We start from the raw sequence: 26,258 nt of genomic DNA on the forward strand, positions 1-26,258 counted from the left end.
CGTCACATGGCGACGGGTTCGCCGACCTCCACGCGTCCGCCGTAGGTGAGGCCGGGGCAGCCGGAGGCGAGCTTGACCGCGGAATCGAGGTCGTCCCGAGGTAGCGCAGTCGTCCCACACAGGTTTCCGAGCACACCGTCGGCAGCCCGACCTCCACGCGCGGATAGCAGAACGTGCACTTCTCGGCCTTGCCGGTCTGATGGTTGAAGTAGATCTTCTTGTACGGGCAGCCGGTCACGCACTGCCGCCAGCCGCGGCACTGATCCTGATCGACCAGCACGATGCCGTCCTCGGCGCGCTTGTAGATCGCACCCGACGGGCAGGCGGCCACGCACGCCGGATTGAGGCAGTGCTCGCAGATGCGCGGCAGGTAGAACATGAAGCTCTGCTCGTAGCTGAAGCGGATCCGCTCGCCGACTTCCTCGCGCATCTTGACCACGTTCGGGTCCTCGGGCCCGAATTCGGCCGCGCCGCCGAGGTTGTCGTCCCAGTTCGACGACCACTCCACCTGCATCGGCTTGTCGGTGATGAGCGAGCGCGGCGGCGCGACCGGGTAGTCGTCACCCAGCGGCGCGTCGGTGAGGTTGCGGTAGTCGTAGGTCCACGGCTCGTAATAGTCGCGCAGCGTGGGCATCACCGGGTTGGAGAAGATGCTGGCCAGCTTGAACGCCCGCGACCCCTGCTTGAGGCGCAGCTTGCCGCGGCGGGTCAGCTCCCAGCCGCCCTTCCACTTGTCCTGGTCCTCGTACCGGCGCGGATAGCCGAGGCCGGGCCGGGTCTCGACATTGTTGAACCACACGTATTCCATGCCTTGGCGGTTGGTCCAGGTCTGCTTGCAGGTGACCGAACACGTATGGCAGCCAATGCATTTGTCGAGGTTCATGACCATCGCGATCTGTGCCATCACGCGCATCAGTACGTCACCTCCTGGGCGCGGCGGCGGATCACCGTGACTTCGTCACGCTGCGTGCCCGTCGGGCCCAAATAGTTGAAGGCCCAGGACAATTGGGCGTAGCCGCCGATCAGATGGGTGGGCTTGAGCAGGACCCGGGTCAGCGAATTGTGGATGCCGCCACGGCGGCCGTCGGTCTCGGATTTGGGTACGTTCACGGTGCGCTCCTGCGCGTGGTTCATGTACACCGTCCCGCGTGGCATGCGCGGCGAGACGATGGCGCGCGCCACCACGACGCCGTTGCGGTTGACCGCCTCGATCCAGTCGTTGTCGGCGACGCCGATGGCCTCGGCGTCCTCGACCGACATCCAGATCGCCTGTCCGCCACGAGAAAGCGACAGCATGAACAGGTTGTCCTGGTACTCGGAGTGGATCGACCACTTGTTGTGCGGGGTCAGGTAGCGGACGGTCACCTCCTTCTGCCCGTCCGGCCCGAGCGCCGGTTCGCCGAAGAGCCGCTTCATATCCAGCGGCGGGCGGTACACCGGCAGTGCCTCGCCGAGTTCGTGTATCCAGTCGTGGTCGACGAAGAAGTGCTGCCGGCCGGTGAGGGTGTGCCACGGCTTGAGGTGTTCGGTGTTGAGGGTGAACGGCGCGTACCGGCGGCCGCCGGACTCGCTGCCCGACCACTCCGGGGAGGTGATGACCGGTTGCGGGGCGGCCTGGGTGTCGGCGTAGGTGATCCGCACCCCTTCCTTCTCCGACGCCAGGTGTGCCATGTGCTGGCCGGTGCGCCGCTCCAGGGTTTCGAAGCCCTGAACCGCCAAGCGCCCGTTGGTCGTTCCCGACAGCGCCAGGATGGTGTTGGCGGCCTTGATCGCGGTGTCCAGGGCGGGACGCCCCGCCGCGATGCCCTCGGCCACCACGCCGTTGATGCCGCGCAGGTAGTCGATCTCCTCGTCGGGGTGCAGCATGATGCCCTTGCACGGCAGCCCGAGCTTGTCGGCCAGCGGGCCCAGCGACGCGAATTTCGTGGCGATCGCGGTGTAGTCGCGTTCCACCACCGCCAGGCCCGGCATGGTCTGGCCCGGGATCGGATCGCATTCGCCCGCACGCCAATCCAGCACGATGCCGCCCGGTTGCGCGGTCTCGGCGGCGGTGTCGTGCTGCAACGGGGTCGCCACGATGTCGTGGCGGGTGTCCAGATGCCCGGCCGCCAGCTGGCTGAACCGTGAGGCCAGATCGTAGAACGCCTCGTGGTCGGTGCGCGCCTGCCACGGCGGATCCACCGCCGGGGCGAAGGAGTGCACATACGGGTGCATGTCGGTGGAGGACAGGTCGTGCTTCTCGTACCAGGTCGCCGCGGGGAGCACGACATCCGAGAGCATGGTCGAGGAGGTCATCCGGAAATCCAGGGTCAGCAGCAGGTCGAGCTTGCCCTCCGGGGCCTCCTCGTGCCACACCACGTCACGCGGACGCACCTGCGACTCGGCCTCTTTCGCGCGCAGCGAGGAATGCGTGCCCAGCAGATGCCTGCTGAAGTACTCCGCGCCCTTGGCCGAGGAACCGAACAGATTCGATCGCCACAGGGTGAGCACGCGCGGCCAGTTCCGCGGGGCGTCGGGGTCCTCGTTGGCGAAACGCAGACGGCCACTGCGCAATTCGTCGACGACGTAGGCGGCGGGTTCCTGACCGGCGGCCTTCGCCTCGTCGACGAGGTCGAGGGGATTGCGGTCGAAGGTCGGGTAGGACGGCATCCAGCCCAGGCGCGCGGATTGGGCCAGCACATCGGCGCCGGTCATGCCCTCGAAGCGGCCCGTGCCCAGCGGCGAGGCCAGCACATCGGCGGAGAACTGGTCGTAGCGCCACTGGTCGGTATTGAGGAAGAACCATGCGGTGCCGATCATCTGGCGCGGCGGGCGTGACCAGTCGTTGGCCGAGGCCAGCGTCGCCCACCCGGTCACCGGACGGCACTTCTCCTGCCCGACATAGTGCGCCCAGCCGCCGCCGTTGCGGCCCTGACAGCCGGTGAGCAGCAGCAGCGACAGGAAAGCGCGGTAGATCGTCTCGGAGTGGAACCAGTGATTGGTGCCCGCACCCATGAGGATCATGCAGCGGCCCTTGGATTCCTCGGCGACCGAGGCGAATTCGCGGGCGATCTTCACGGTGCGCGCGGCGGGGACCGAGGTGATCTGCTCGGCCCACGCGGGCGTGCCGGGAGTGTCGGTGTCGGCGTACGAGTCCGGCCACTGTCCTGGCAAACCGTCTCGGGCGACACCGTATTGGGCGAGCAGCAGATCGAAGACCGTGGTCACCAGCGGTCCGGTATCGCCGAGCCGCCGCGCCGGGACACCGCGCCGCACCGTCTCGCCACGGCCCTGGCCGTGCTCGCCGCCGTCGGTGTCGAAGCGCGGCAGCACCACCTCGACGCCCGTGCCCTGCCCGTGCAGCGACAGCGCGGGCTCGATCTCACCGAGATCCAGATTCCAACTGCCCGCACCGGATTCGGTCCAGCGGAACCCGAGCGACCCGTTCGGGATGACGGCCGCGCCGGTCTTCTCGTCGAGCAGCACCGTCTTCCAGGCCGCGCCCTCGCCGGTATCGCCGATATCGGCCGCGCGCACGAACTTGTCCGGCACATACGCGCCGTCGCGTTCGGTCAGCGTCACCAGGAACGGCAGGTCGGTGAACTGCTTGACGTAGTCGGTGAAGAACGGGACCTGTTGATCCACAAAGCATTCCTTGAGCACCACGTGACCCATCGCCATGGCCAGCGCGGCATCGGTGCCCGGATGCGGGTGCAGCCACTCGTCGGCGAACTTCGCGTTGTCGGCGTAGTCGGGGGCGACGACCACGACTTTCTGCCCGCGATACCGGGATTCGGTCATCCAGTGCGCGTCCGGGGTGCGGGTCACCGGGACGTTCGAGCCCCACATGATGAGATAGGCCGCGTCCCACCAGTCCCCGGACTCCGGTACGTCGGTCTGGTCGCCGAACACCTGCGGGGAGGCGACGGGCAGATCCGCGTACCAGTCGTAGAACGACAACATCGGCGCGCCGATCAAACCCATGAACCGGGCGCCCGCGGCATGCGACACCATCGACATGGCCGGAATCGGCGAGAAGCCCGCGATCCGGTCGGGCCCATAGTTCTTGATCGCGTGCACGTGCGCGGCGGCGGCGATCTCGAGCGCCTCGTCCCAGGTCGCGCGCACCAGCCCGCCCTTGCCGCGCGCCCGCTGATAGCGCTGCCGTCGCTGCGGATCGGCCTGAATGTCGGCCCACGCCAGCACCGGATCGCCGAGGCGACCGCGCGCCTCGCGGTACATCTCCAGCAGCACGCCGCGCACGTACGGGTAGCGGACCCTGGTCGGGGAGTAGGTGTACCAGGAAAAAGAAGCGCCGCGCGGGCATCCGCGCGGCTCGTATTCGGGGCGATCGGGTCCCACCGACGGATAGTCGGTGGCCTGCGTCTCCCAGGTGATGATGCCGTCCTTGACGTACACCTTCCACCGGCAGGATCCGGTGCAGTTCACCCCGTGCGTGGAGTGCACGATCTTGTCGTGACTCCAGCGGTCGCGATAGAACACATCACCCGCGCGGCCGCCGACGATCTCCTCGCTGTGCAAGTCGGCCGAGGGTTTGCCTGGACGGAAGTAGCGTGCCGAGCGAAGCAGTAGCGCTCCCGTTTCACCGGGCCCGGAACCGGCCCCGTTTGTCCCGCCCATCGTCCGCAACCCCTTTCACCAGCAGCATCCGCTGGATGAGCACAGGTGTGGGTAATCGTCAGGGATGACGACCCGCGGATCCGAGTACAACACGGAAGATTGCTGTCAATGTGCTGGCTCGCCGATCTTGTGATCTCAGAGCAACCTTTCCCAGCTCCAGACCGCCTCGATGCGCAACGGTGCGCCGGGCGTGACGAGGGTCGGCAGGGTGTTGAGTCCGTCGGGCGGACCCGACTGGGCCTCGACGCAGACCGCTTCGGGGTCCATGTCGTAGACCACGACCCAGCGCTCGGGGCTTCGGACTCGCAGCCGCAGCAGGCCGGGCCATTCGATCGTGGCGTCCACGCCGTCGGGCATGCCGAAGCAGTCGTCCCACGGTCCCGGGGTCGGGGCGATGCGCTCGCCCGTGGGCAGGTAGTCCGGGCCGCGCAGCTCCTGCCAGGCCGGGTGGAAGTCCACGCGGGCGGTCGTGTCGGGGGTCGGTCGCCGCAGGAACCACGGATGCCAACCCGCCTGCGCCGGAAAACGATCCGTGTCCGAGGACACCTCCATGCGCAGTGCTAGCTCATCACGCGACAACCGGAAATGCTGGGTGACCCGGCCCCGGAAAGGCCACGGCGCAACGAGTGCCCGGCTGATGGTGGCGTGAGTCGGCGAGGTCTCCTCGATATCCCACGCACCGTCGCGGGCGGTCCCGTGGATCGCGTGCGGCGGCGCGGTCAACGGCATCTGATACCCCACCCCGTCCACGGTGAATCGGCCGTCGCGCAACCGGCCGCACCACGGTGCCATGGGGAAGGAGCCGTAATGCTCACCCTGCCGGAGGAATTCGGTCCCCCCGATGGTGAGCCCACTGATCCGTCCGCCGTTGCCGGGCGAAAGCCGCACGGTCACATCGCCCTCGGTCAGCGTGATCTCGCTAGTCATCCCACTCAGCGTATAGCCGACACCAGCTTTCGTGCCGCGACCCGCTCGACCAGCAGCGGCACGAACTCGCGGATCGGATGACCGTCGAAGCCCTGATGAGTCGCGCGCACCACCGTGGTGATGGTCCATGTACTGATTGCCGGAAACCGCGTAGCGAGCCGATCGGTCAGTTCCTCGACCTGCCTGACCTCATCAGATGATGGCATGAACCATGGTTGCTCGCCGGTGCCTCGGCAGTCAACAAGACTCGCCCGGTTCGGACCATATGCCCCGAATTTCACTCGCTGCCACAGCGGTGAGGCCGCGCGGACACCGTTGTGCCGCACGCCTTTCCGGGAGCAGACGGGCACCGTCTACGACAGGCCCTCTCCGATCTTGCGGCGCTTGAGCCTGCGGCCGCTCGTTTCCTCCTCGGCTGGAACGGGATTCGAGCTGCGGCGGTCGATCGCCCGCCGCTCACGCGCCACCGCCTCCTCGAGCAGTTGGAGCATCGGGACCTCGGTCAGCGAGTCCTTGGTCGCGGCATGGTCGACATCGCTGCGCGTGAGCAATCCCGCGGCGATGAGACCCTCGACCGGGTTCGCGCCATACGCCCGCGCGAGCTCGATCACCGTGTCCGCGATCGGAGGATCGGCCTCCTCGAGATGACGCTTGATCCGGGGCCCGTTGCTGTCGAGTTGTTCCGCGATGGCACGGGTGCTGGCGCCGCGCGTGATCGTTCGCTTCCAAGCGTCGAACGCCTGTCTCATCGTGGCATCATCCTCGGATCGGTCGGTGCGTGGCTGGCGCCGAGACTAGTCGAGCGGAACAATTCTATCGCGCATCAGACCATAAACGTTGCAGTCCGGACCCTCAGGTCGTGGTCCAGAAACCCTCGTGGACGGTGACGGCCTCCGGGATGTCGATCGGCCCGACGACGGGCAGTTCGCGCTGACCGGCGGCGAAGACCACGCGGCAGGGCAGCGACATGGTGGGGTTCTCGGGGTCGGCGCCGGTGAGGGCCAGCAACTGGTCCTCACCGAGGGCGTAGACGACGCGGCCGATATTGCCCCAGTAGATGGCTCCCGAGCACATGGCGCACGGTTCGGTGCTGGTGATCAGGGTGCAGGTGCGCAGGAAATCGGGGTCGTAGCTTGCGGTGGCGAGGCGCACCAGGTTCGTTTCGGCATGGCCGGTCGCATCGCGGTCGGTGGTGACGGTGTTCTCGGCCTCGAGGAGCGCCTCGCCGTCAGGTCCGGCGAGCAGCGCCCCGAACGGATGATTGCCGTGCTCGCGTGAGCGTCGCGCGAGAGCGATTGCGGCGCGCAGATTCTCGAGATCCCGCTCGCTCGCGACGGTGGCCGTGATCGGGGCGCTGCTCATGCGGAGGTCTCCTTCTCGAAGGCGCGGCGGGCCTCGCCGGACCGGCTCAGCACACCCCAGCCGCGCCGATGCCGCAAACGCGGGCTCCGGGAAAGACTTGCTTTGTTAGGTAAGCCTGACCTACACTCGTGATCGGCGTCAGGGCCGAGCGAGTATCCGGAGGGCTGCCGTGATCCCCGGTCCACTGCCGCGGCGGGCTTCCCCGAGTTTGGGGGAGCCCGCCGCTTCGTATCGTGATCACGCGTGCGAACGTGGAGGGATGAGCGACCCTTTCTCCTCGATCAAGTCCCTGGCGGATCTGACTCCCGACCTGATGAACAAGATCAGCGAGGGCACCTTCACCGATCTGCTCGGGTTGAAGTTCACCGAACTCAGTGGCGAGGGGGTGACCGCCGAATGGGTGGTGACGCCGCAGCAGTTCCAGCCGGCCGGGATCGTCAACGGCGGCGTGTACTGCACGGTCATCGAGACGCTGGCCAGCGTGGCCGCCGGGGCGTGGCTGGGGGAGCGGGGGTCGGTGGTCGGGGTCAACAACAACACCGACTTCCTGCGCGCGGTGCGCGAGGGCAAGTTGACCGGTGTCTCCACGCCGATCCATCGGGGGCGCTCGCAGCAGCTGTGGGTCGTGGTGATCACCGACGAGCAGGGGCGCACCGTCGCCCGCGGTCAGGTGCGACTGCAGAACCTGTACCCGCAGAACTGAATCCGCGTACGCCGTAGATCACCGAAACATCCTGGTAACGAGGGTCGTCCACAATGGCCGACGATCCGTCCCCGCGATTCGACGAGGAGTCCGAATGCGACTGTCGCCGCACGAGCAGGAGCGCCTGCTGCTGAGTTACGCGGCCGAGTTGGCCCGGCGGCGGCAGGCCCGTGGACTCAAACTCAATCACCCGGAAGCGATCGCGATCATCACCGATCACGTGCTCGAGGGGGCACGCGACGGCCGCACCGTCGCGGAGTTGATGGCGTCGGGACGGACCGTCCTCACCCGTGACGACGTCATGGACGGCATTCCGGAGATGATCCACGACGTCCAGATCGAGGCCACCTTCCCGGACGGCACCAAGCTCGTCACCGTCCACCACCCGATCGGATGACGGCCATGATTCCTGGTGAATATCTCTGTGCCGAGGGCACCGTCGAACTCAACGCCGGTGCCGACCGCATCGAACTGGATGTCCTGAACACCGGTGACCGACCCGTACAGGTCGGCTCGCACGTGCACTTCCCGCAGGCCAACGCCGCGCTGGAGTTCGACCGCGCCGCCGCCCACGGCCGCCGCCTCGACATCCCCGCCGGTACCGCCGTGCGCTTCGAACCCGGCCTGGGCCAGCGGGTTTCGCTGGTCCCGCTGGGCGGCAGCCGCGAAGTGCACGGAATCAGCCTCACCCCACCCGGAAAGCTGGATGCCTGATGGCCGAACTGTCCCGTGCCCGCTACGCCGAACTGTTCGGGCCCACCGTCGGCGACCGAATCCGGCTGGCGGACACCGATCTGCTCATCGAGATCACCGAGGACCGCTGCGGCGGACCGGGTCTCGCGGGTGACGAGGCCGTCTTCGGTGGCGGAAAAGTGCTGCGCGAATCCATGGGTCAGGCCCGCGCCACCCGCGCCGAAGGCACCCCCGACACCGTCATCACCGGCGTGGTGATCGTCGATTACTGGGGAATCATCAAGGCCGACATCGGTATTCGCGACGGCCGCATCACCGCCATCGGCAAGGCGGGCAACCCGGACACCATGAACGGGGTGCATCCGGACCTGGTGGTCGGGCCCTCGACGGAGATCATCGCGGGCAACGGCCGCATCGTCACCGCGGGCGCCATCGACTGCCACGTGCACTTCATCTGCCCGCAGATCCTCGACGAGGCCATGGCCGGCGGTATCACCACGTTGGTCGGCGGCGGCACCGGTCCGGCGGAGGGCTCCAAGGCCACCACCGTCACCCCCGGCTCCTGGCATCTGGCCCGCATGCTGGAGGCCACCGACGCCTGGCCGGTCAATATCCTGCTGCTGGGCAAGGGCAATACCGTGCGCGAGGACGCGCTGTGGGAGCAGTTGCGCGGCGGCGCGGGTGGTTTCAAGCTGCACGAGGACTGGGGCACCACCCCGGCGGCCATCGACCACTGCCTGAATGTCGCCGACGCCTCCGGCGTGCAGGTGGCGCTGCACTCGGACACGTTGAACGAGGCCGGATTCGTGGAGGACACCCTGGCGGCGATTCGCGGCCGGGCCATCCACTCGTATCACACCGAGGGCGCGGGCGGCGGGCACGCACCCGACATCATCACCGTCGCTTCGTATCTCAACGTGCTGCCGAGTTCCACCAACCCGACCCGGCCGCACACCGTCAACACCCTCGACGAGCATCTCGACATGCTCATGGTGTGCCATCACCTGAGCCCGTCGATCCCGGAGGATCTGGCCTTCGCGGAGAGCCGGATTCGCCCCTCGACCATCGCCGCCGAGGATCTGCTGCACGATCTGGGCGCGATCTCCATGATAGGCTCCGACGCGCAGGCCATGGGCCGCATCGGCGAGGTGGTGATGCGCACCTGGCAGACCGCGCACGTCATGAAGCGCCGTCGCGGCGCGCTGCCCGGCGACGGGGCCGCCGACAACAACCGGGTGCGGCGCTACGTCGCGAAATACACCATCTGCCCGGCGGTCGCCAATGGCATCGACCACGAGATCGGCTCGATCGAGGTCGGCAAGCTCGCCGATCTGGTGCTGTGGGAGCCCGCGTTCTTCGGGGTCCGCCCGCACGCGGTGCTCAAGGGTGGCGCGATCGCCTGGGCTGCCATGGGTGACGCCAACGCCTCGATTCCGACACCGCAGCCGGTGCTGCCGCGTCCCATGTTCGGGGCTGCCCCGACTGTCGCTGCTGGGACTTCGCTGCACTTCGTGTCCGAGCAGGCCATCGAGGACGGGCTGGCGAATCGGCTGCGGGTGAACCGGAAACTGGTGCCGGTGGCCAATGTTCGCCGTCGCACCAAGGCCGATATGCCCAACAACGACGCCATGCCCCGCATCGAGGTGGATCCGGACACGTTCACGGTCCGCATCGACGGCGAGGTGTGGGCCGAACAACCCGCCACCGAACTGCCGATGGCACAGCGGTACTTCCTGTTCTGACCTGACCCGCTCCCGACAACGCCGATGCCCCGCAGGGCATCGGCGTTTTTCGTGTGCTCGCAGACCGACCCCCATTTCTGATGGTTTCATCATTTTCTCCTTGACAAGGGAAATGATCGTAATTGATGATTTCATCAACAACGGGCATGGAGGTGGCTGTGACGAGCATCGGCGAGAGCGTCGTCGAGCGGACGGTTCGCGTAGGCGGACGCGAGATCCACGTCGGCGAAACCGGATCCGGACCGGCGGTGGTGCTGCTGCACGGCGGCGGGCCCGGCGCGAGCGGGCTGGCGAACTACTCGCGCAATGTCGCGGCCTTCGCGCGGCGGTTCCGGGTGATCGTGCCGGACCTGCCCGGGTACGGGCGGTCGGAGAAGTGGATCGACCAGTCCGACCCGTTCGGATATCTCGCACGGTCGATGGCCGGGCTGCTGGACGAACTCGAGGTCGAGTCCGCGCATCTGGTCGGCAACTCCTACGGCGGCGCGGCGGCGCTGCGGCTGGCCATCGAAGCGCCCGCGCGGGTCGGGCGAATGGTGTTGATGGGACCCGGCGGGATCGGTTCCACGCGGGCGCTGCCGACGGCCGGGCTCACCGCGCTGCTCGACTACTACCGGGGAGAAGGGCCGAGCCGGGACAAGATTCGCCGCTTCATCCGCGACTACCTGGTCTACGACGGCGATTCCGTGCCCGAGGAACTCATCGAGCAGCGCTATCAGGCCAGTATCGACCCCGCGGTGGTCGCGAATCCGCCGCTGCGCCGCCCCTCCGGACCGCTGGCACTGCGCACGCTGTGGCGCATGGACTTCACCCGGGATCCGCGGCTGCGCACCGTGTCCCACCCGACCCTGGTGATCTGGGGTGCCGACGACAAGGTCAACCGGCCGGACGGCGGGCCGATGCTGACCCGCGCCATGCCCGACTGCGATCTGTACGTGGCCGCCAAGACCGGGCACTGGGTGCAGTGGGAGCGCGCGGAGCTGTTCAACACTCTCGCCGTCGCGTTTCTCGAGGGCTGAGCCGTGAGCGAGTTGCTGAGCACCGGGTCGGTTTTCGGCGCGGTCCACCTGGGATATGTGGTGGTGCAGTCGAATCGGCGTGCGGAATGGCGGCGTTTCGGCGCGGACGCCATCGGCCTGCACGTCGACGAGGTCGACGGCGGCGCACTGCGTTTCCGGCTCGATGAGCACAGCTGCCGATTCCTGATCCAGCGCGGTCCCGCCGAGGACGTCACCGCGCTGGGCTGGCAGGTCGACGACCACGAGACGTTCGATCGCATCCTGGCCCGGCTGACCGGGCGCGGGGTGCCCGTCGCCGAGGGCAGCGTCGAGGACGCGGCGGTGCGCGGCGTCGAACGCTTGTGGCGGTTCGCCGGGCCGAAAGGCATTGCGCAGGAGATCTTCACCCGGCCCGTCACCACCGCGCGGCCGCTGCGCATGCTCAGCAGCGGTTGGGTGACCGGCGAGGCCGGGCTGGGGCACGTGGCCATCGTGTCGCGCGCACCGGAGGCTATGCGCGACTACTACCGAACCGTCTTCGACTCCCGGCTCACCGACTACATCGACGAGAACATCTCCGGGTTGCGGATGAAGATCCGGTTCCTGCGGGTCAACGAGCGGCATCACTCGATCGCCATCGCCAATATCCGCGGACTCCGGATCGATCCCCTGCGCACCCGGGTGCAGCACATCAACATCCAGTCCGCGACCCTCGACGACATGCTCGCGGCGTTCGAGCGCGTGACCGCGCAGGGCTTCCGCATGCAGTGGTCGGTCGGGCAGCACACCAATGATCGGGAACTGTCGTTCTACTGCGTCACCCCGTCCGGATTCGAACTCGAGGTCGGCTGGAACCCCGTGGTGATCGGGCCCGAACTCGAATCGACCTGGGAGCCATCGACGTATCGCGGCATCAGCGTGTGGGGGCACAGCGCGGTCGGGGAGACCGTGCTGACCAAGTTCGGGCAGTTCCGTCAAGCTCTGCGCAGCGCCGCCACACCCGAGATCACCGTCCCACAACTCACCGGAGGACGCTCGTGACCACCGACTACGAGGTCGTGATCGTCGGCCTCGGACCCACCGGCCTGACCCTGGCCAATCTGCTCGGACGACGCGGCGTGCGGGTGCTCGTGCTCGAACGCGAACCGGAGTTCTACGGCATGGCCCGCGCCGTCTACACCGACGACGAGGGGATGCGGATCTTCCAAACCGCCGGAGTCGCCGACGAACTGGCGGCTGAGATGAACGTCGACTCCACCGTGCAGTGGGTGCGCGGCGACGGGCGGGTGCTCGTGCAGTTCCACAGCACGGCACGGCCGCTCGGCTGGCCGATCGTGAACTTCCTGTATCAGCCCTACTTGGAGACCGGGCTCGAGCGGGCGCTCGACCGGTATCCACACGTCACGGTGCGACGCGGGCGCGAAGTCCTGGACTTCAGCCAGGACGCGGACGGCGTGACCGTCGAACACGCGGCGTGCGCCGGCACCGGATACGGCAGCGGCGCACCGCAGACCGATCCCGCGACCGTCGAACGCGTGCGGGCCGGATTCCTCGTCGGCTGCGACGGCGGCCGCAGCGTGGTCCGCACGAAACTCGGGATCGGCATGAGCGGCACCAGCTTTCCCGAACGCTGGCTGGTGGTCGACCTGAAGAGCCGCGACGGCGTCGACGCCTTCCGGCACCTGCCCTACTTCGACTTCGTCTGCGACCCCGGCCTGCCCATCGTGTCCTGCCCCCAACCCGGCGGGCACCACCGCTTCGAATTCATGCTGACCGACACCCAGACCAAGGCCGAGATGGAGGACCCGGACACCGTCCGCCGCCACATCGCCCGCTTCGTCGATCCGGACCAGGTCGAGGTGCTGCGCAGACTCGTCTACACCTTCAATGCCGTGATCGCCGACCGCTGGCGCGACGGCCGGGTGCTGCTCGCGGGCGACGCCGCCCACATGACACCCCAATTCATCGGCCAGGGCATGAATTCCGGCGTCCGCGACGCCGACAACCTCTCCTGGAAACTGGCCGCCATCCTCAGACACGGTGCCGACCCACGCATCCTGGACAGCTACGAAGCCGAACGCCGTCCCCACGCCAAGGCCATGATCGACCTGTCGGTGTTCAACAAACACCTGGTCTCCCTCGGCAACCCGATCCTGGCCGCCGCCCGCGACCTGAGCCTCGCGGCGGCCGTGCGCGTCCCCGGCCTGGGCGGCTGGATCCGCGCCGCGAAAATGAAACCGCCCCCGCGCTTCCGGCGCGGCGCCTACGTGGGCCTGCCGCGACGCGGATGGCGCGGCATCGAGGGGACGCTCGCGCCCCAACCAGAAGTCCGCACCCACGACGGCCGTATCATCCGCCTGGATGAAGCGCTCGGCCTGAACTTCGCGCTACTCGGCCACACCGTCGACCCGCGGGCCGGACTGTCCGCCGAGGAATTGACAACCCTGCGCGCCTTGAACATCCGATTCGTCACGGTCTTTCCGTTGGGCGGGCGGCCGCGGTGTCGCACGGCGGACGTGCGCGACGACGACCACATCGACATCGAGGACCACACGGGCGCGCTGACCACGTGGCTTGCCAAAGGTGGTGTGCGGGAGGGTGACTTGACCCTGCTGCGGCCCGACCGGTTCGTATTCGGCAGCGGCAAGCCGGAACACGCCGCCGCCCTCGTCGCTGAGCTCCGCACCCGGCTACACGGACCGACGGGGCGGCGATCGCAGCCCGACTTGGCCGGCGGCGACGGCACACAGTCGTCCTCCTCCGCCGCGGAGCCGCTCGCCGCTTCATCCCGGCGCGCCGCCGGCCAGGATCCGGTGCAGGCGGGCGGGTTTCGGTCGCTGGACAGCGGTAGCCCTGCCCACGGCGCGATGGACAGGAACAGCGATGTAGAGGAGGCGCGATGAGTTCGGACTTGATCGATGGTCCGCGGGTGCGGGAGGCGGCGGCGCGGCTGACCCGGGCGGCGGCCTCCGGTCAACCGGGAGAGCCGGTGCGGGGGCTTATCGGTGCGGATGACATCGGTATGGCGTACGCGGTGCAGCGCCATGGCGTTCGTGATCGATTGCTGGCCGGGGCGCAGGTGGTGGGGCGCAAGATCGGGCTCACCTCGGTTGCCGTGCAGCGGCAGCTCGGGGTGGGGCAGCCGGACTTCGGGGTGCTCTTCGGCGATATGGATGCCGGTCGAACCCCGGTGGGGGACCGGCCTCGGTTGCTGCAACCCAGGATCGAGGCGGAGCTGGCCTTCGTGCTCGGCGCGGATCTCGCGGCGGACCGCGTCGACGCGGTGACGGTGCGGGCGGCCGTGGACTACGCCGTACCCGCGCTGGAGATCGTGGACAGCCGGATCGCGGACTGGGACATCAGCTTTGCCGACACCGTCGCCGACAACGCGTCCAGCGGATGGTTCGCGCTGGGTGCCGAGCGGTTGCCGCTCGGCGAGTTCGAGCCGCGCGAGATCGCGATGGAGATGACCGTGAACGGCGAGATCGTATCCACCGGAACGGGTTCCGACTGTCTCGGTGATCCGCTCGAAGCGCTGGCCTGGCTGGCGCGCACCGCCCGCGACCTGGGGGATCCGCTGCGGGCGGGGGAGATCGTGCTGTCCGGGGCGCTCGGGCCGATGGTCCCGCTGCACCCCGGTGACCGGGTGCGGTCCGAATTGTTCAGTAGCACCGGACTGCTCGGTGCCGTCGATTTCATTCTGGAGGAGCGATGAGCCGAACCAAGGTCGCGGTGATCGGGTCGGGCAATATCGGCACCGATCTGATGATCAAGGTGCTGCGGTTGTCGGAGACGCTGGAGATGGCCGCCATGGTGGGCATCGATCCGGCGTCGGACGGGCTGGCGCGGGCGGCGCGGCTGGGAGTGCCGACCACCGCCGACGGGGTGGCGGGATTGATCGCCATGCCGGGGTTCGAGGAGATCGACCTCGTCTTCGATGCCACGTCAGCCAGTGCGCACCAGGCCAATTCGGTCGCGCTCGCGCCCTACGGCAAGCGGCTCATCGACCTTACCCCGGCCGCGATCGGCCCGTTCGTGGTCCCGGCGGTGAATCTGGCCGTGCACCTCGAGGCCGCCGACATCAACATGGTCACCTGCGGCGGGCAGGCGACGGTTCCGATCGTGGCCGCGATCTCCCGGGTCACCGCGGTGCCCTATGCCGAGATCGTGGCCTCGATCGCGTCGAAATCCGCCGGACCCGGCACCCGCGCGAATATCGACGAGTTCACCGAAACCACCGCGCGCGCCCTCGAAGTCGTGGGCGGTGCGGCCCGCGGGCGGGCGATCATCGTGCTCAATCCGGCCGAACCGCCGCTGGTCATGCGCGACACCGTGCTGACGCTGATCCACGACCCGGACTCCGAACACGAAGCGGCCGTGCGGGAATCGATCGCGGCCATAGTCGCCGACGTGGCCGCCTACGTGCCCGGCTATCGGCTCAAACAGGACGTGCAGATCACCCCACTGGCCCCGGACGCGGCCCTGCGCACCCTCACCGGGGCGGCACCGGTCACCCATCAGGTGTCGGTGTTCCTCGAGGTGGAGGGCGCGGCCCACTACCTTCCCGCCTACGCCGGAAACCTCGACATCATGACCTCGGCCGCACTGCGGGTGGCCGAATGCCTTGCCGCGGCCGCGAATCCGGCCGCGCCGACCCCGGAGCCGGTCCGATGACCCGCGTATTCCTGCAGGACGTGACCCTGCGCGACGGCATGCACGCACTGCGGCACCGCCTCACCCCCGCCACGGTCGCCACCGTCGCGGCGGCCCTGGACGCGGCCGGGGTGGACGCCATCGAGGTCGCCCACGGTGACGGCCTGCACGGTGGCAGCCTCACCTACGGCCCTGGCAGTCACACGGATTGGGAATGGCTCGAGGCCGCCGCGGGCGTGCTCACCCAGGCCCGGCTGACCACGCTGCTGCTGCCCGGCATCGGCACGATCGCCGATCTGCGCCGCGCCCACGACCTCGGCGTGCGCTCGGTGCGGATCGCCACCCACTGCACCGAGGCCGACATCGCCGCCCAGCACATCACGTGCGCCCGCGAACTCGGGATGGACGTCTCCGGCTTCCTCATGATGAGCCACCTCAACGACCCCGACGGGCTCGCCGAGCAGGCGCGAATGATGGAATCCTATGGCGCGCACTGTGTCTACGTGACCGACTCGGGCGGGCGACTCACCATGGCGGATGTCCGTGACCGGGTCCGCGCCTACCGCCGGGTGCTCGGCGACGACACCGAGATCGGCATCCACGCCCACCAGAATCTGTCCCTCGCGGTCGCCAACAGTGTGGTGGCGGTGGAGGAAGGCGTGACCCGGGTGGACGCGTCGCTGGCGGGTCTCGGTGCGGGAGCAGGCAATACGCCCCTCGAGGCGTTCGTGGCGGTCGCCGACCTGACGGGCTGGCAGCACGCCGCCGACCTCGACGCGCTCACCGACGCGGCCGACGACCTGATCCGGCCGCTGCTCGACCGCCCGGTCCAGGTGGACCGCGAAACCCTCACCCTCGGCTACGCGGGCGTCTACTCGAGCTTCCTGCGGCATGCCGAAAGGGCCTCCGCGACCTACGGAATCGACGTCCGCGCGCTGCTGGTGGAGGCGGGACGCCGCCGCCTGGTCGGCGGCCAGGAGGACCTGCTCACCGATATCGCCCTCGACCTGGTGGCCGACCGGCGATGACGGGCTCAGAGCTGCGGCTGCGGCGGCAACTCCGCGGTGGTGAGCTGCTCGGCCGCGCGCTTGGTCATCCCGAACATGCGCAGCACGTGGAAGGTCATCTCATCGGTGAGCGCGCCCGCGTCCGCGTCCGGGCGCGCGTCGAGCAGTTGCAGCAACCCCAGCAGCGCACCGCCCGCCGCCATCACCGCCATATCCGCGTCCATCGGCTCGAAGCGGCCTGCCTGCTGCGCGGCCAGGATGTCGTGGCGGGCGCGCGGGGCCAGGCCCTCGTCCCGCAACAGGATCGAGGTGCCCGAGTTCAGGATCACCCGGACCGCTTCGGGCAGTTGGCGTTGCAGCCGTCCGGTCATGCGGAAGCTGACCGCGAAGACCTCGGCCGGGTCGCTGTAGCGGGCCACGATCGAGTCGCGCAGTTCGCTGTAGATGCCCAGTGTCGAACGCACCACCTCGTCGAAAAGCTCGTCCTTGGACTTGAAGTGGTTGTAGAACGACCCGAATCCGATATCCGCGGCGTCGGTGATCTCCTGGATGCTGACCGCGGAACGCCCCTCCGACAGGAACTTCCGGGCCGCGCCGAGCAGCGCGTTGCGGGTGCGTTCGCGCCTGCGGTCGGTCCGGGTGCCCGTCCCCTGCGTCTCTGCCGTCATCGGCTCCTCACTCCCTCGAAACCGTCACTTGAATCGTCTCTGATGAAAATATCAGAAGCGATTTCGATCATGATCGAAAGGCGAACGCCGTGACCCACTTCCGTCCGGATTCCCGAACCGTCCTCACCCGCCGCAGCGCCCTGGGCGGCGGTCTGGCCGGTGCGTTCGGCCTCGCCGCGGCCGCGATGCCCGGCGGACCCACCGCCCGCGCCCAGCAGCCCGCGCCGACCGGCACCTACCGCATCGACCTGCACGCCCACTTCCTGCCGCCGGACTACCGCGCCGCGCTGCTCGAACACGGCCACCTCACCATCGGCGGCTATCCGACGCCGGACTGGTCGCCCGAGCAGGCACTGGCGTTCATGGACTATTACGGCATTCAGGCACAGGCGCTTTCGGTGTCGGATCCGGGTGTGTCGTTCCTCGGCGGCAAGGAAGCGGCCGATATGGCCCGCTACTGCAACACCTATGCCGCAGGACTGTTCGCCTCGAACCCGAAGCGCTTCGGCGCGTTCGCGGTCCTGCCCATGCCCGATATCGCGGCCTCGATCGCCGAAGCCCTCTACGCCCTCGACGAACTGCACCTCGACGGGATCATCCTGCTGTCCGCCTACGACGGCGTCTATCTCGGCGACCCGCGCTTCGAACCGCTCATGATCGCCCTCAACCAGCGTCGCGCCTACGTTTTCGTGCATCCGGCCGCCATCCCCGGCAACGCCAAACCCGGATTGCCGCTGCCGGACTTCCTCGAGGAGTTCACCTTCGACACCACCCGGGCGGCCACCATGATGATGGTCACCGGAATGACCCAGCGCTATCCGGACATTCGCTTCCAGCTCGCCCACGCGGGCGGCACCGTGCCGTTCCTCTCGCACCGGATCTCCGTCGCCTCGCAATCGGTGCTCGGTCAGCTCTGGCCCGCCGACCTGCCGAAACCGTCGATCCTGGACACCCGCGAACAGATCTCGCGCTTCTACTACGACACCGCGCTCAGCGGTTCGGCCGCCGCCATGGCGAGCGTGCTGCAGGTGACCTCGCGCGACCACATCGTGTTCGGCTCCGACTGGCCCTTCAGCGCGCTCACCCTGCCACAGAGCGGTTCCCACGATCCGGCCCCCGGACTCAGCGACCTCTTCGACGCCGAGCAGCGCATGGAGATCGAACACCACAATCCGCTGCGGCAACTGCCCCGCCTGGCCGACGCGGTCGACGGCTGAGTGCGAAATCTCTCGGCTCGAGTACAACGCTGGGAGTGTGCCGCAGACGGTGGCAGAGTGGGGTCATGACGAGTTCCGAGTGGGCCGAAGTTGACCGCTATCTTGTCGAAACCCTGGTGGGAGACGGGGATTCGGAGACCTTCGCGGCGAACGCCGCGGCGGGGCTGCCCGCCATCGACGTCTCCCCGCCGCAGGGCAAGTTCCTGTACCTGATCGCGAAATCCGTACGGGCGCGCCGCGTGCTCGAGATCGGCACGCTCGGCGGGTACAGCACCACCTGGCTGGCGCGGGCCGTCGGCAAGTCCGGGCAGGTGGTGACCCTCGAATTCGAGCCCAAGCACGCCGAGGTGGCGCGGGCGAATCTGGACCGCGCGGGCGTGGGGGAGCGGGTGGAGATCCGGGTCGGCGCGGCGCTGGACACCCTGCCGGTGCTGGCCGATGAACAGCCCGAACCCTTCGACCTGGTGTTCATCGACGCCGACAAGGTCAACAACTCGAACTACGTGCGGTGGGCGCTGCGGCTGACCCGGCCGGGCTCGGTCATCATCGTCGACAACGTGGTGCGCAACGGCGGCATCGCGGACGCCGATTCGGCGGACGCCGCGGTGCGCGCCAGCCGCGAGGTCATCGAATTGATCGGGGCCGAGCCGCGCCTGGAGGGCACGGTGTTGCAGACGGTTGGCGGAAAGGGTTGGGACGGGCTCGCTTACGCGGTCGTGCTGGGCGACGACGACTGAGTCGGAGGTCACTTACCGGGTATGAGCTGGGTAAACACTACTCAGCTCATCCTAATTCGGCATGGTTGCCAAAAGTTTGCTTGGCATTGGGTGGGGTCGAACAATACGGTCGTACAGATGAACGATCCGTACGGCCCGACCTTCCCGCCGCCCGCTTTCATGGCCCCGCAGGAAGCTGCCCCGGCTCCCGGGACGCTCGCGCGACTGCGCCACGGTGCCTTCGTGATCGCCCCGGTCGCCGCGCTGGTCGCCATGGTGGGGGTGCTGGCGGTCGTTCTCTATCGCGGCGAGCACCCGGGATCCGCCGATACCGACCCGGATCAGCGGGCCAACGTCTCCGCCTCGGTGACGGTCGCCCCTGCCGGGCGCGCCTCGTAACCGACTGCTGGGCAATCACTCTCACGCACCGGGACCGCGCCCGGGATCGGCGGCCAGCTCCTCCCAGTAGTCCACATACGCCTGCTCGTGCATGATGCCCAGGCGCAGCAGCCGCGCCCGCGAGACCGCGCGCACCCGATCCTCGGGATCGATCCCCTCGTACAGCTCGCGATACTTCTCCAGCCAATGCCGGTGCTCGGCGGCCTGATTGCGGGCCAGCGCCGCCACATCCCCGGGCGCGCCCAGATCGGCGAAGAACAGTTTCAACTGCGCCGGATCGCGGGTCTCCGGCTGCGCCGCGGCCGGATCGCCGAGCCAGCGCGCGAGTTCGGCGCGACCGGCGTCGGTGAGATGGAAGACGCGGCGCCGGCGGCCGCCCTCCTCGGCCTCCTCGCGCAACAGGCCCTGTTCGGCCAGTCGTGGCGGCACCCGGTAGAGCTGGGCGTGCGGGATCGGCCAGAACATGTCGACGCTCTCCTCGAGGCGAACCTTGAGGTCGTAGGGGGTCAGCGGACCGTGCCTGGCGATGAGGCCCAGCACGATGTGGTCCTGCGGGCCGAGTTCGGCCATCCGGCAACCCCTTTCGATCGGCGCAGCGCTGCCTGCGGTTGACACCATATCGCTGAGACTATACATTGGTCTCCGTCATACGGTATCAATGAGACTATTGGAGTTGAGATGCGCGACTACGCCATCGACCTGTTCGAGCGCTGGACGGCCATGTGGAACGGCGACCTCGCCCTGACCGACGAGATTATGGCCGCGGAATTCACCCTCCGCTACGCCCAGCCCGGCGCGGAGAGCTACGACGACATCCACACCCCGGCCGCCTTCGCGGCCGCCATCGACAAGTTCCGGGGCGAACGGCCCGGCCTGGAATTCCGCTCCCAGGGCGAGCCGGTCGTCGAGATGACCGACGCCCGAACCGGATTCATCGCCCGGCCCTACGGCGCGCGGGTCGTCGGCCCGGACGGCGCGGTGCTGCGCGACCTCAGCGGCACCGACATCCTGAAGTTCGCCGACGGGCGGATCATCGAGGTGTGGTCGGTGTCCGGCGGACTCGTCGGGCGCAGCTTCTACGCGTGAGGCCGGGCGCGGCTTCTAGGCTCTAGGCCATGTCCAAGCGCCGCACCAACGCCCGCCGCACCGTCTCGCCGCCGCTCCCCGAGCGCTGCCCGTGCGGTCTGCCCGCGACCTACGCGGAATGCTGCGGTCGGCTGCATCGCGGCGAGGCGGCGGCGAGCACGGCCGAACAGCTCATGCGCTCCCGCTTCAGCGCCTTCGCCGTCGGCGACGAGGCGTATCTGCTGCGCAGCTGGGACCCCGAAACCCGGCCCGCCGACGTGGATTTCGACCCGGCCCTGCGCTGGGAGCGGCTCGAGATCCTCGACACCAGCGGCGGCGGGCCCTTCCACACCGCGGGCACGGTGGAATTCCGGGCCCACTACCGCGCCGGGGGCGCGGCGGGAGAACTGCACGAGCGCAGCCGATTCCGCCGCGACCAGGGCGCGTGGGTCTACCTCGACGGTGACATCGAGAACTGAAGCGGACATCGAGGACTGAAGCGGACATCGAGAACTGAAGCGCGGAACTGATCAGCCGACGGCCATGATCGCGAAGACCGCGCCCGCCGGATCCGCGAGTACCGCCAGCCGCGACGGTCCGGGATTGTCGTGCGGTTCCTGCACGACCTTGCCGCCCAGCGTGACCGCGCGCTCGGCGACGGCATCCGCGTCGGCCACCCGGATGACCATCGACCAGAACGGGGCCGGTTCGCCGGGCCCGGCGCGCAGCGCGCCGCCGAATTCGCCGGTGCCGGGCGCGGACAGCGCCTGATAGGCGTTCTCGGTCGCGGTCTCCCACGCGGCATTGCGATAGGTCAGGCCCAGCACCTCTGCGTAATGGGCCATGGCGTCGGCGGGAGTGCGGACCGCCGCGTACTGGACCCACATCGGGTTGTTCACCTGCGCCCACCGCTCGGTGCCCGGATCGGTGAACGGACGCGAGACGCCGTAGGGCGCGCCGTCCGGGTCGGTGAGGATGGCGAACTCCAAGCGCCCGAACACATCCGTCGGCGGCACGAAGACCCGCGCCCCTGCCTCGACCGCGGCGGTCACCGTCGACTTGGTGTCGGTGACCGTGAAATACGGCAGCCAGACCGCGGGTTTGACCGTGCCGTCGGGGTTTTCGGCGGAGACGATGCCCGCCACCTGGGCATCATCCTGTGACAGCAGCGTGTAGTGGCCCGCCTCGGGGCCGAGATCGGTGGCCGTCCAGCCGAACAGCGCGGTGTAGAAATCGGCGGTGGCCGGAATGTCGGGGGCGGTGACGTCGAACCAGCGGGGGGTGCCGGGGATGGGGTCGGCGGGCATATCGTCTCCTCGTTCGGATCGGTCGATGCGCATGCGCAGACGCTGCGGTGACGCAACGCCCGCAAACATGCAGACGATGCCGTTCCGGTGGATTCATCGGTGCCCGCCGGGCCGATTCGAGCCGATCAGCGGGCGGTGCGCGCCTCGAAGCCCGCGCAGAGCGCGTCGAGCCCGGATTCGAGCAGGTGCTCCGGATGCAGCAGCGAGGCATCACCGGAACCTTCGAGCGCGGCCAGCGCGGGCGGCGTCGGCCAGTGCGGGTCGCCGTCGAGCAGAGCGGTCAGGCCGGAACGCTCGTCGGTGTTACTGTCACGGCCCTGGAGCAATCGCACGCTCACCTGCTGTAGGGCGACCCCGGCGATGTAACTCCACACCGACAGCGACATGCGGGTGGCCTCGCGGGTGTCGACATTCAGCTCCAGGAAGCCCTCGACCAGCCAGCTCAGCACGATCAGGCTGTGCTCGCCGAAGTTGTAGCGCGGCACTGCGAAGGTGAACAGCACCCACGGATGTTCCTGGTAGAGCCGCCAATCCACCTCGGCGGCGATGCGCACCCGGTCGCGCCAGGTCCACTGCTGACCGGTGGCGTCCGGATAAGGGTTGCGGCGCGAGACCTCATCGGTCATTGCGGCGAGCAGGGTGTCCTTGTTGGGGATGTGCCGGTAGAGCGACATGGCCCCCGCGTTCATGCGTTCGGCGATGCGCCGCATGGACAGGGCGTCGAGCCCGGACTCGTCGGCCAGGGTGATGGCGGTGTCGACAATGGCGGCCCGGGTGAGCTTGGCCTCGGTCATCGGACGAATTGTTTCCTTCCCGCACCGGTATGCGTACACTGTACCCGTTGTCGCGCGTACGCCGTACGCGCGGCTCGTGAGTCGAACGAAGCAATGTCCGTACCAAAGCAAGCATTGTCCGCACCAAACCAGCCGAAGGATAGGTCATGACGAGTACCCTCGCGCGCCCCGACGCGAAGACGCCGCGCCGCGCCTGGGCCGGACTGGCCGTGCTGCTGCTGCCGGTCCTGCTGGTATCGATGGACATGTCGGTGCTCTACCTGGCCATGCCGACCTTGACCCAGAGCCTGGATCCCTCGGCCACGCAACAGCTCTGGATTCTCGACATCTACGGCTTCATGATCGCGGGTCTGCTCATCACCATGGGCAATGTGGGCGACCGGATCGGGCGTCGCAATATCCTGCTGGCCGGGGCCACCGTGTTCGGGATCGCCTCGGTGCTGGCGGCCTTCGCGCCCAGCGCCGGCGTGCTCATCGCGGCCCGCGCGCTCATGGGTATGGGCGGCGCGACGCTGCTGCCCTCGAGCCTGGCCCTGATCTCCACCCTCTTCCCGAACGACCGGGCCCGGGCCACCGCCATCGGCGTGTGGACGGCGTTCTTCGCGGGCGGCTCGGCGGTCGGGCCGATCATCGGCGGCGTGCTGCTGCACCACTTCTGGTGGGGTTCGGTGTTCCTGATCAATACGCCGGTGCTGCTGGTGCTGCTGGTCTTCGGGCCGCTGCTGCTGCCGGAGCATCGCGCGGCCGGGCGCGGACCCCTCGATTGGGCCAGCGTGCTGCTGTCCATCGGCGGCATCCTGCCGATCGTCTACGCCATCAAGCATTGCGCGGCCGAAGGATTCGACCTGCCCTCGGTCGGCATCGGGATCCTCGGCGTGCTGCTGCTGACCGCCTTCATCCGGCGGCAGCGGCATCTGGCCGAACCGCTGCTGGACCTGAGCCTGTTCCGGCGCGGACTGTTCTCGGTGGCCATCGGCTCGAGCACGGTGGGCATGCTGGCCCTGGCCGGGATGAGCTACCTGACCAGCATGTATCTGCAAACCGTCACCGGTCGTGACGCCCTGCAATCGGCGCTGCTCGGGATTCCCGGGGCCGTGGTGGTGTTCGTGTTCTCCATGAGCGGCGCGCGGATCGGTCGGGCACTGGGCACCAAGACCACCTTCGTGCTCGCGCTCGGCATGGCCGCGGTGGGCAACCTGATGCTGCTCGGGGTCGGCGTGGACGGTGGAATCGGCTGGTACATCGCGGGATCCGTGGTGGCGGGCGCGGGCTTCGGCATCGCGTTCACGCTGGTGTCGGAGGTGGCGGTGTCCTCGGTCCCGCCCGAGCGGGCCGGCTCGGCGGTCGGCATCTCCGAGACCAGCTTCGAACTGGGCAACGGACTGGGCCTGGCGCTGCTGGGATCGCTGGCGGCGCTGGTGTTCCGCTCCGGCGGCGACTTCGGCCCGACCCTGGGCGAGACCATCGCCGAGGCCGGGGGCGATACTGCCCAGATCGACGCGGCGCGTGCCTCCTTCGTCACCGGCATGCATGTCGCCACCACCGCGGGCGCGGTGCTGCTCGCGGGCATGGCGGTGATCGCCTACTTCAGCGGCCGAAAATCAGCGTCCACACCTCGGCGATCCGAGTCCGCCACGGCATGATCACCGTCCGATAGGCCCGGGCCACCGGCGCGGCCATCGCCCGCCAAGCCCGGGCGATCGCCACGAACAACGGTTGCAGGACAGCCCGATTCAGCCAGCGGCAGGGCGCCACCACCGTCACGTCGACGACGGTGGTGGCCAGCTTCCAGCCGAACACCACCACCGCGGCGAGCGCGAGCAGTAGCGGGCGCAGGATCCATCGCCACAGTTGGTGCGACGGCCAGACGATCAACCCGTAGAGGAGCGGTTCCAGCACCGCATGCAGGAACCAGCGGCCGCCGGGGCGGAGGACGCGACGCCAGAGTTCCGAGGCCGGGATGACGATCAGCCATCGCACGGGCATGACGACGAGCCATTTCACGGCCGCGGTGACGAGCCACCGGATCGCCTCGCCCACGGGTTCCACCAGATGCTCGAACACCCAGCGAATGCCCGGTTTCAGCACGCGTCGCCACAGCCAGTCCTCGATGGCGTGCTGGATCGGGCGCAGCAGATATGCCAGCAGGAACGCGCCCAGCGGGGTGAGGATCACGCCGAAGAGCAGTTGCTGGATGAGCAGATGCCACAGGTAGTTGCGCACGAAGTTGCGCAGCGGGCGGAAGATCCAGTCCCGGAACAAGATCGCCAGCGGCTTCGCCAGATGCTCGTCGAACAGCCGGAAGGCCGCGGCGAGCAGGCGCGGTATCGCCTTGATCGCCTCCCAGAGCAGGCGCGGTGGCACGAAGACCACCAGGACCAATCCCCGGGCGATCCACCCCCCGATCGAGACGTGTTGCGGTGTCGCCTGTTCCGGCGCTTGTGTGGTCATGCTGTCCTTCCCCCGAAATACCGGCTCCCATCCTTGCCCGGGAATGCGGTTCGCGGCCAGGGTATTTCCACTCAGTTCCCGTTCGCGTACCGCGCCGCCGGTTACGCTCGGAGGCGTGGCTGAGCACGATGCTCCGAACAGTCCCGATGAAGACGAAACGAACGAGTCCGGGTCCAACGGCCGCCCGCTCGCCGAGCGCGTGGCGACCCGCATTTTCTATCCGACCTCACGACCACGCGAGAAAGCCTTGCGCGAGGCCGTCTCCGACACCGTCGTCCTGGTGACCGGCGCGTCCCACGGCATCGGCAAGGCGGCGGCCAAGAAGCTGGGCGCGGCGGGTGCGACCATGCTGCTGGTCGCGCGCTCCGCCGCGGACCTGGAGGCGGTGGCCGCGGATATTCGCGCGGCGGGCGGCGCCGCGCACGTGTATGTCTCCGACATCACCGAATTCGAGGCCGTCGCCGAACTCGGTCAGGCCCTGCTGGCCGAGCACGGCCGGGTGGATGTGGTGATCAACAACGCGGGCCGCTCGATTCGAAGGCCGCTCGACGAATCCTATGATCGCTTCCACGATTTCACCCGCACCATCGACGTCAACTACCTCGGTCCGGTCCGGCTGCTGCTGACCCTGCTGCCGAGCATGCGCGAACGCGGCCGCGGGCACATCGTCAACATCTCCACCTGGGGCCTGCGCATGCCGCCCGCCCCACGCTGGTCGGCCTACGGTGCGTCCAAGGGGGCCTTCGACATCTGGTTGCGCACGGTCGCCACCGAGATCGCCGCGGACGGTGTCACCACCACGTCGGTGTACATGCCGCTGGTGCACACCCGCATGAGCGCGCCCGAAGCGCAGGAAACTCTGAATGTGTCGAGGTCGCCTGGCTGGCCGACGGCGGCGTGGGTATCCGCGACTCCAAGAACCCAACCGGCCCCGCC

The 26,258-nt window shown here is 68.5% G+C and carries 28 protein-coding genes and 1 pseudogene; 18 read left to right on the forward strand and 11 right to left on the reverse strand.

Features of this window, described 5'->3' with window-relative positions:
* The 6 genes from ACWELQ_RS05950 to ACWELQ_RS05975 form a co-directional block, all read right to left on the reverse strand.
* Nucleotides 1-913 (reverse strand): 4Fe-4S dicluster domain-containing protein (locus ACWELQ_RS05950; RefSeq protein WP_452395906.1); only part of this gene is annotated, 913 nt, incomplete at its 3' end.
* Nucleotides 913-4,620, reverse strand: coding sequence for a nitrate reductase subunit alpha (locus ACWELQ_RS05955; RefSeq protein WP_452395907.1), 3,708 nt, complete (start codon nt 4,618-4,620; stop codon nt 913-915). The genes ACWELQ_RS05950 and ACWELQ_RS05955, both read right to left, overlap by 1 nt.
* A gap of 135 nt (nt 4,621-4,755) precedes the next feature.
* Complete coding sequence (locus tag ACWELQ_RS05960) at nt 4,756-5,547, reverse strand: aldose epimerase family protein (protein ID WP_452395908.1); 792 nt, start codon at nt 5,545-5,547, stop codon at nt 4,756-4,758.
* A 5-nt stretch (nt 5,548-5,552) separates the two neighbouring features.
* Nucleotides 5,553-5,753, reverse strand: coding sequence for a three-helix bundle dimerization domain-containing protein (locus tag ACWELQ_RS05965; protein WP_452395909.1), 201 nt, complete (start codon nt 5,751-5,753; stop codon nt 5,553-5,555).
* Nucleotides 5,754-5,900: 147 nt separating this feature from the next.
* Nucleotides 5,901-6,296, reverse strand: coding sequence for a hypothetical protein (locus ACWELQ_RS05970; protein ID WP_452395910.1), 396 nt, complete (start codon nt 6,294-6,296; stop codon nt 5,901-5,903).
* A 103-nt stretch (nt 6,297-6,399) separates the two neighbouring features.
* Nucleotides 6,400-6,909, reverse strand: coding sequence for a nucleoside deaminase (locus ACWELQ_RS05975; RefSeq protein WP_452395911.1), 510 nt, complete (start codon nt 6,907-6,909; stop codon nt 6,400-6,402).
* A gap of 259 nt (nt 6,910-7,168) precedes the next feature.
* On the opposite strand from ACWELQ_RS05975, the gene ACWELQ_RS05980 reads away from it, so the two are divergent.
* From ACWELQ_RS05980 to dmpG, 10 genes are all read left to right on the forward strand, one after another.
* Nucleotides 7,169-7,612 (forward strand): PaaI family thioesterase, encoded by a 444-nt coding sequence (locus tag ACWELQ_RS05980; protein WP_452395912.1) that lies wholly within the window; start codon nt 7,169-7,171, stop codon nt 7,610-7,612.
* 94 nt (nt 7,613-7,706) lie between these two features.
* Nucleotides 7,707-8,009 carry an urease subunit gamma gene (locus tag ACWELQ_RS05985; protein ID WP_120735792.1) on the forward strand — a complete coding sequence of 101 codons (303 nt, stop codon included), beginning with the start codon at nt 7,707-7,709 and terminating at the stop codon, nt 8,007-8,009.
* 5 nt (nt 8,010-8,014) lie between these two features.
* Nucleotides 8,015-8,326, forward strand: a complete 312-nt coding sequence (locus ACWELQ_RS05990) for an urease subunit beta (protein ID WP_452395913.1) — start codon at nt 8,015-8,017, stop codon at nt 8,324-8,326.
* On the forward strand, nt 8,326-10,047 hold the full coding sequence (locus ACWELQ_RS05995) for an urease subunit alpha (RefSeq protein WP_452395914.1): 1,722 nt from the start codon (nt 8,326-8,328) through the stop codon (nt 10,045-10,047). Before ACWELQ_RS05990 ends, ACWELQ_RS05995 begins: the two co-directional genes overlap by 1 nt.
* Nucleotides 10,048-10,214: 167 nt before the next feature.
* Nucleotides 10,215-11,066: an alpha/beta fold hydrolase gene (locus ACWELQ_RS06000; RefSeq protein WP_452395930.1), complete on the forward strand. Its 852-nt coding sequence runs from the start codon at nt 10,215-10,217 to the stop codon at nt 11,064-11,066.
* Nucleotides 11,067-11,078: 12 nt separating this feature from the next.
* The gene (locus ACWELQ_RS06005) at nt 11,079-12,086 is read left to right on the forward strand and encodes a VOC family protein (protein ID WP_452395931.1); all 1,008 of its coding nucleotides are present in this window, start codon (nt 11,079-11,081) and stop codon (nt 12,084-12,086) included.
* Nucleotides 12,083-13,948, forward strand: a complete 1,866-nt coding sequence (gene mhpA, locus ACWELQ_RS06010; RefSeq protein WP_452395915.1) for a bifunctional 3-(3-hydroxy-phenyl)propionate/3-hydroxycinnamic acid hydroxylase MhpA — start codon at nt 12,083-12,085, stop codon at nt 13,946-13,948. Before ACWELQ_RS06005 ends, mhpA begins: the two co-directional genes overlap by 4 nt.
* Nucleotides 13,945-14,760, forward strand: coding sequence for a 2-keto-4-pentenoate hydratase (locus ACWELQ_RS06015; RefSeq protein ID WP_452395916.1), 816 nt, complete (start codon nt 13,945-13,947; stop codon nt 14,758-14,760). Before mhpA ends, ACWELQ_RS06015 begins: the two co-directional genes overlap by 4 nt.
* Entirely contained in the window at nt 14,757-15,719 is a 963-nt protein-coding gene (locus tag ACWELQ_RS06020; RefSeq protein ID WP_452395917.1) for an acetaldehyde dehydrogenase (acetylating), read from the forward strand. Before ACWELQ_RS06015 ends, ACWELQ_RS06020 begins: the two co-directional genes overlap by 4 nt.
* Entirely contained in the window at nt 15,716-16,726 is a 1,011-nt protein-coding gene (gene dmpG / locus ACWELQ_RS06025; protein ID WP_452395918.1) for a 4-hydroxy-2-oxovalerate aldolase, read from the forward strand. The genes ACWELQ_RS06020 and dmpG overlap by 4 nt, the downstream gene beginning before the upstream one ends.
* A 5-nt stretch (nt 16,727-16,731) precedes the next feature.
* Here dmpG and ACWELQ_RS06030 read toward each other — a convergent pair whose 3' ends face one another.
* Nucleotides 16,732-17,373, reverse strand: coding sequence for a TetR/AcrR family transcriptional regulator (locus tag ACWELQ_RS06030; RefSeq protein ID WP_452395919.1), 642 nt, complete (start codon nt 17,371-17,373; stop codon nt 16,732-16,734).
* 89 nt (nt 17,374-17,462) lie between these two features.
* Here ACWELQ_RS06030 and ACWELQ_RS06035 point away from each other — a divergent pair, with 89 nt between their 5' ends.
* From ACWELQ_RS06035 to ACWELQ_RS06045, 3 genes are all read left to right on the forward strand, one after another.
* Nucleotides 17,463-18,590: an amidohydrolase family protein gene (locus ACWELQ_RS06035; protein WP_452395920.1), complete on the forward strand. Its 1,128-nt coding sequence runs from the start codon at nt 17,463-17,465 to the stop codon at nt 18,588-18,590.
* A 65-nt stretch (nt 18,591-18,655) separates the two neighbouring features.
* Complete coding sequence (locus ACWELQ_RS06040; RefSeq protein WP_452395921.1) at nt 18,656-19,327, forward strand: O-methyltransferase; 672 nt, start codon at nt 18,656-18,658, stop codon at nt 19,325-19,327.
* Between the two features lie 117 nt (nt 19,328-19,444).
* Nucleotides 19,445-19,705, forward strand: coding sequence for a hypothetical protein (locus ACWELQ_RS06045; RefSeq protein WP_452395922.1), 261 nt, complete (start codon nt 19,445-19,447; stop codon nt 19,703-19,705).
* 21 nt (nt 19,706-19,726) lie between these two features.
* Here the strand turns inward: ACWELQ_RS06045 and ACWELQ_RS06050 are convergent, their stop codons facing one another.
* On the reverse strand, nt 19,727-20,323 hold the full coding sequence (locus tag ACWELQ_RS06050) for a PadR family transcriptional regulator (protein WP_452395923.1): 597 nt from the start codon (nt 20,321-20,323) through the stop codon (nt 19,727-19,729).
* 60 nt (nt 20,324-20,383) lie between these two features.
* On the opposite strand from ACWELQ_RS06050, the gene ACWELQ_RS06055 reads away from it, so the two are divergent.
* Nucleotides 20,384-20,791 carry a nuclear transport factor 2 family protein gene (locus tag ACWELQ_RS06055; RefSeq protein WP_452395924.1) on the forward strand — a complete coding sequence of 136 codons (408 nt, stop codon included), beginning with the start codon at nt 20,384-20,386 and terminating at the stop codon, nt 20,789-20,791.
* A 29-nt stretch (nt 20,792-20,820) separates the two neighbouring features.
* Nucleotides 20,821-21,249, forward strand: a complete 429-nt coding sequence (locus tag ACWELQ_RS06060) for a YchJ family protein (protein WP_452395925.1) — start codon at nt 20,821-20,823, stop codon at nt 21,247-21,249.
* Nucleotides 21,250-21,300: 51 nt separating this feature from the next.
* Here ACWELQ_RS06060 and ACWELQ_RS06065 read toward each other — a convergent pair whose 3' ends face one another.
* Entirely contained in the window at nt 21,301-22,077 is a 777-nt protein-coding gene (locus ACWELQ_RS06065; RefSeq protein ID WP_452395926.1) for a VOC family protein, read from the reverse strand.
* Between the two features lie 125 nt (nt 22,078-22,202).
* Nucleotides 22,203-22,871 carry a TetR/AcrR family transcriptional regulator gene (locus ACWELQ_RS06070; protein WP_452395927.1) on the reverse strand — a complete coding sequence of 223 codons (669 nt, stop codon included), beginning with the start codon at nt 22,869-22,871 and terminating at the stop codon, nt 22,203-22,205.
* A 146-nt stretch (nt 22,872-23,017) separates the two neighbouring features.
* Here ACWELQ_RS06070 and ACWELQ_RS06075 point away from each other — a divergent pair, with 146 nt between their 5' ends.
* Nucleotides 23,018-24,514, forward strand: a complete 1,497-nt coding sequence (locus tag ACWELQ_RS06075; RefSeq protein ID WP_452395928.1) for an MFS transporter — start codon at nt 23,018-23,020, stop codon at nt 24,512-24,514.
* On the opposite strand, the gene ACWELQ_RS06080 is transcribed toward ACWELQ_RS06075, so the two are convergent.
* On the reverse strand, nt 24,459-25,322 hold the full coding sequence (locus tag ACWELQ_RS06080) for a hypothetical protein (protein WP_452395929.1): 864 nt from the start codon (nt 25,320-25,322) through the stop codon (nt 24,459-24,461). The genes ACWELQ_RS06075 and ACWELQ_RS06080 overlap by 56 nt on opposite strands.
* Before the next feature lie 43 nt (nt 25,323-25,365).
* Here ACWELQ_RS06080 and ACWELQ_RS06085 point away from each other — a divergent pair.
* Nucleotides 25,366-26,115 (forward strand): annotated as a pseudogene (locus ACWELQ_RS06085) (SDR family NAD(P)-dependent oxidoreductase); the annotation flags it as partial.
* Nucleotides 26,116-26,204: 89 nt separating this feature from the next.
* The coding region (locus ACWELQ_RS06090; protein WP_452395932.1) for a DUF397 domain-containing protein at nt 26,205-26,258 on the forward strand (54 nt) is incomplete at its 3' end.

The sequence above is a fragment of the Nocardia sp. NPDC004722 genome (genome assembly GCF_053601505.1).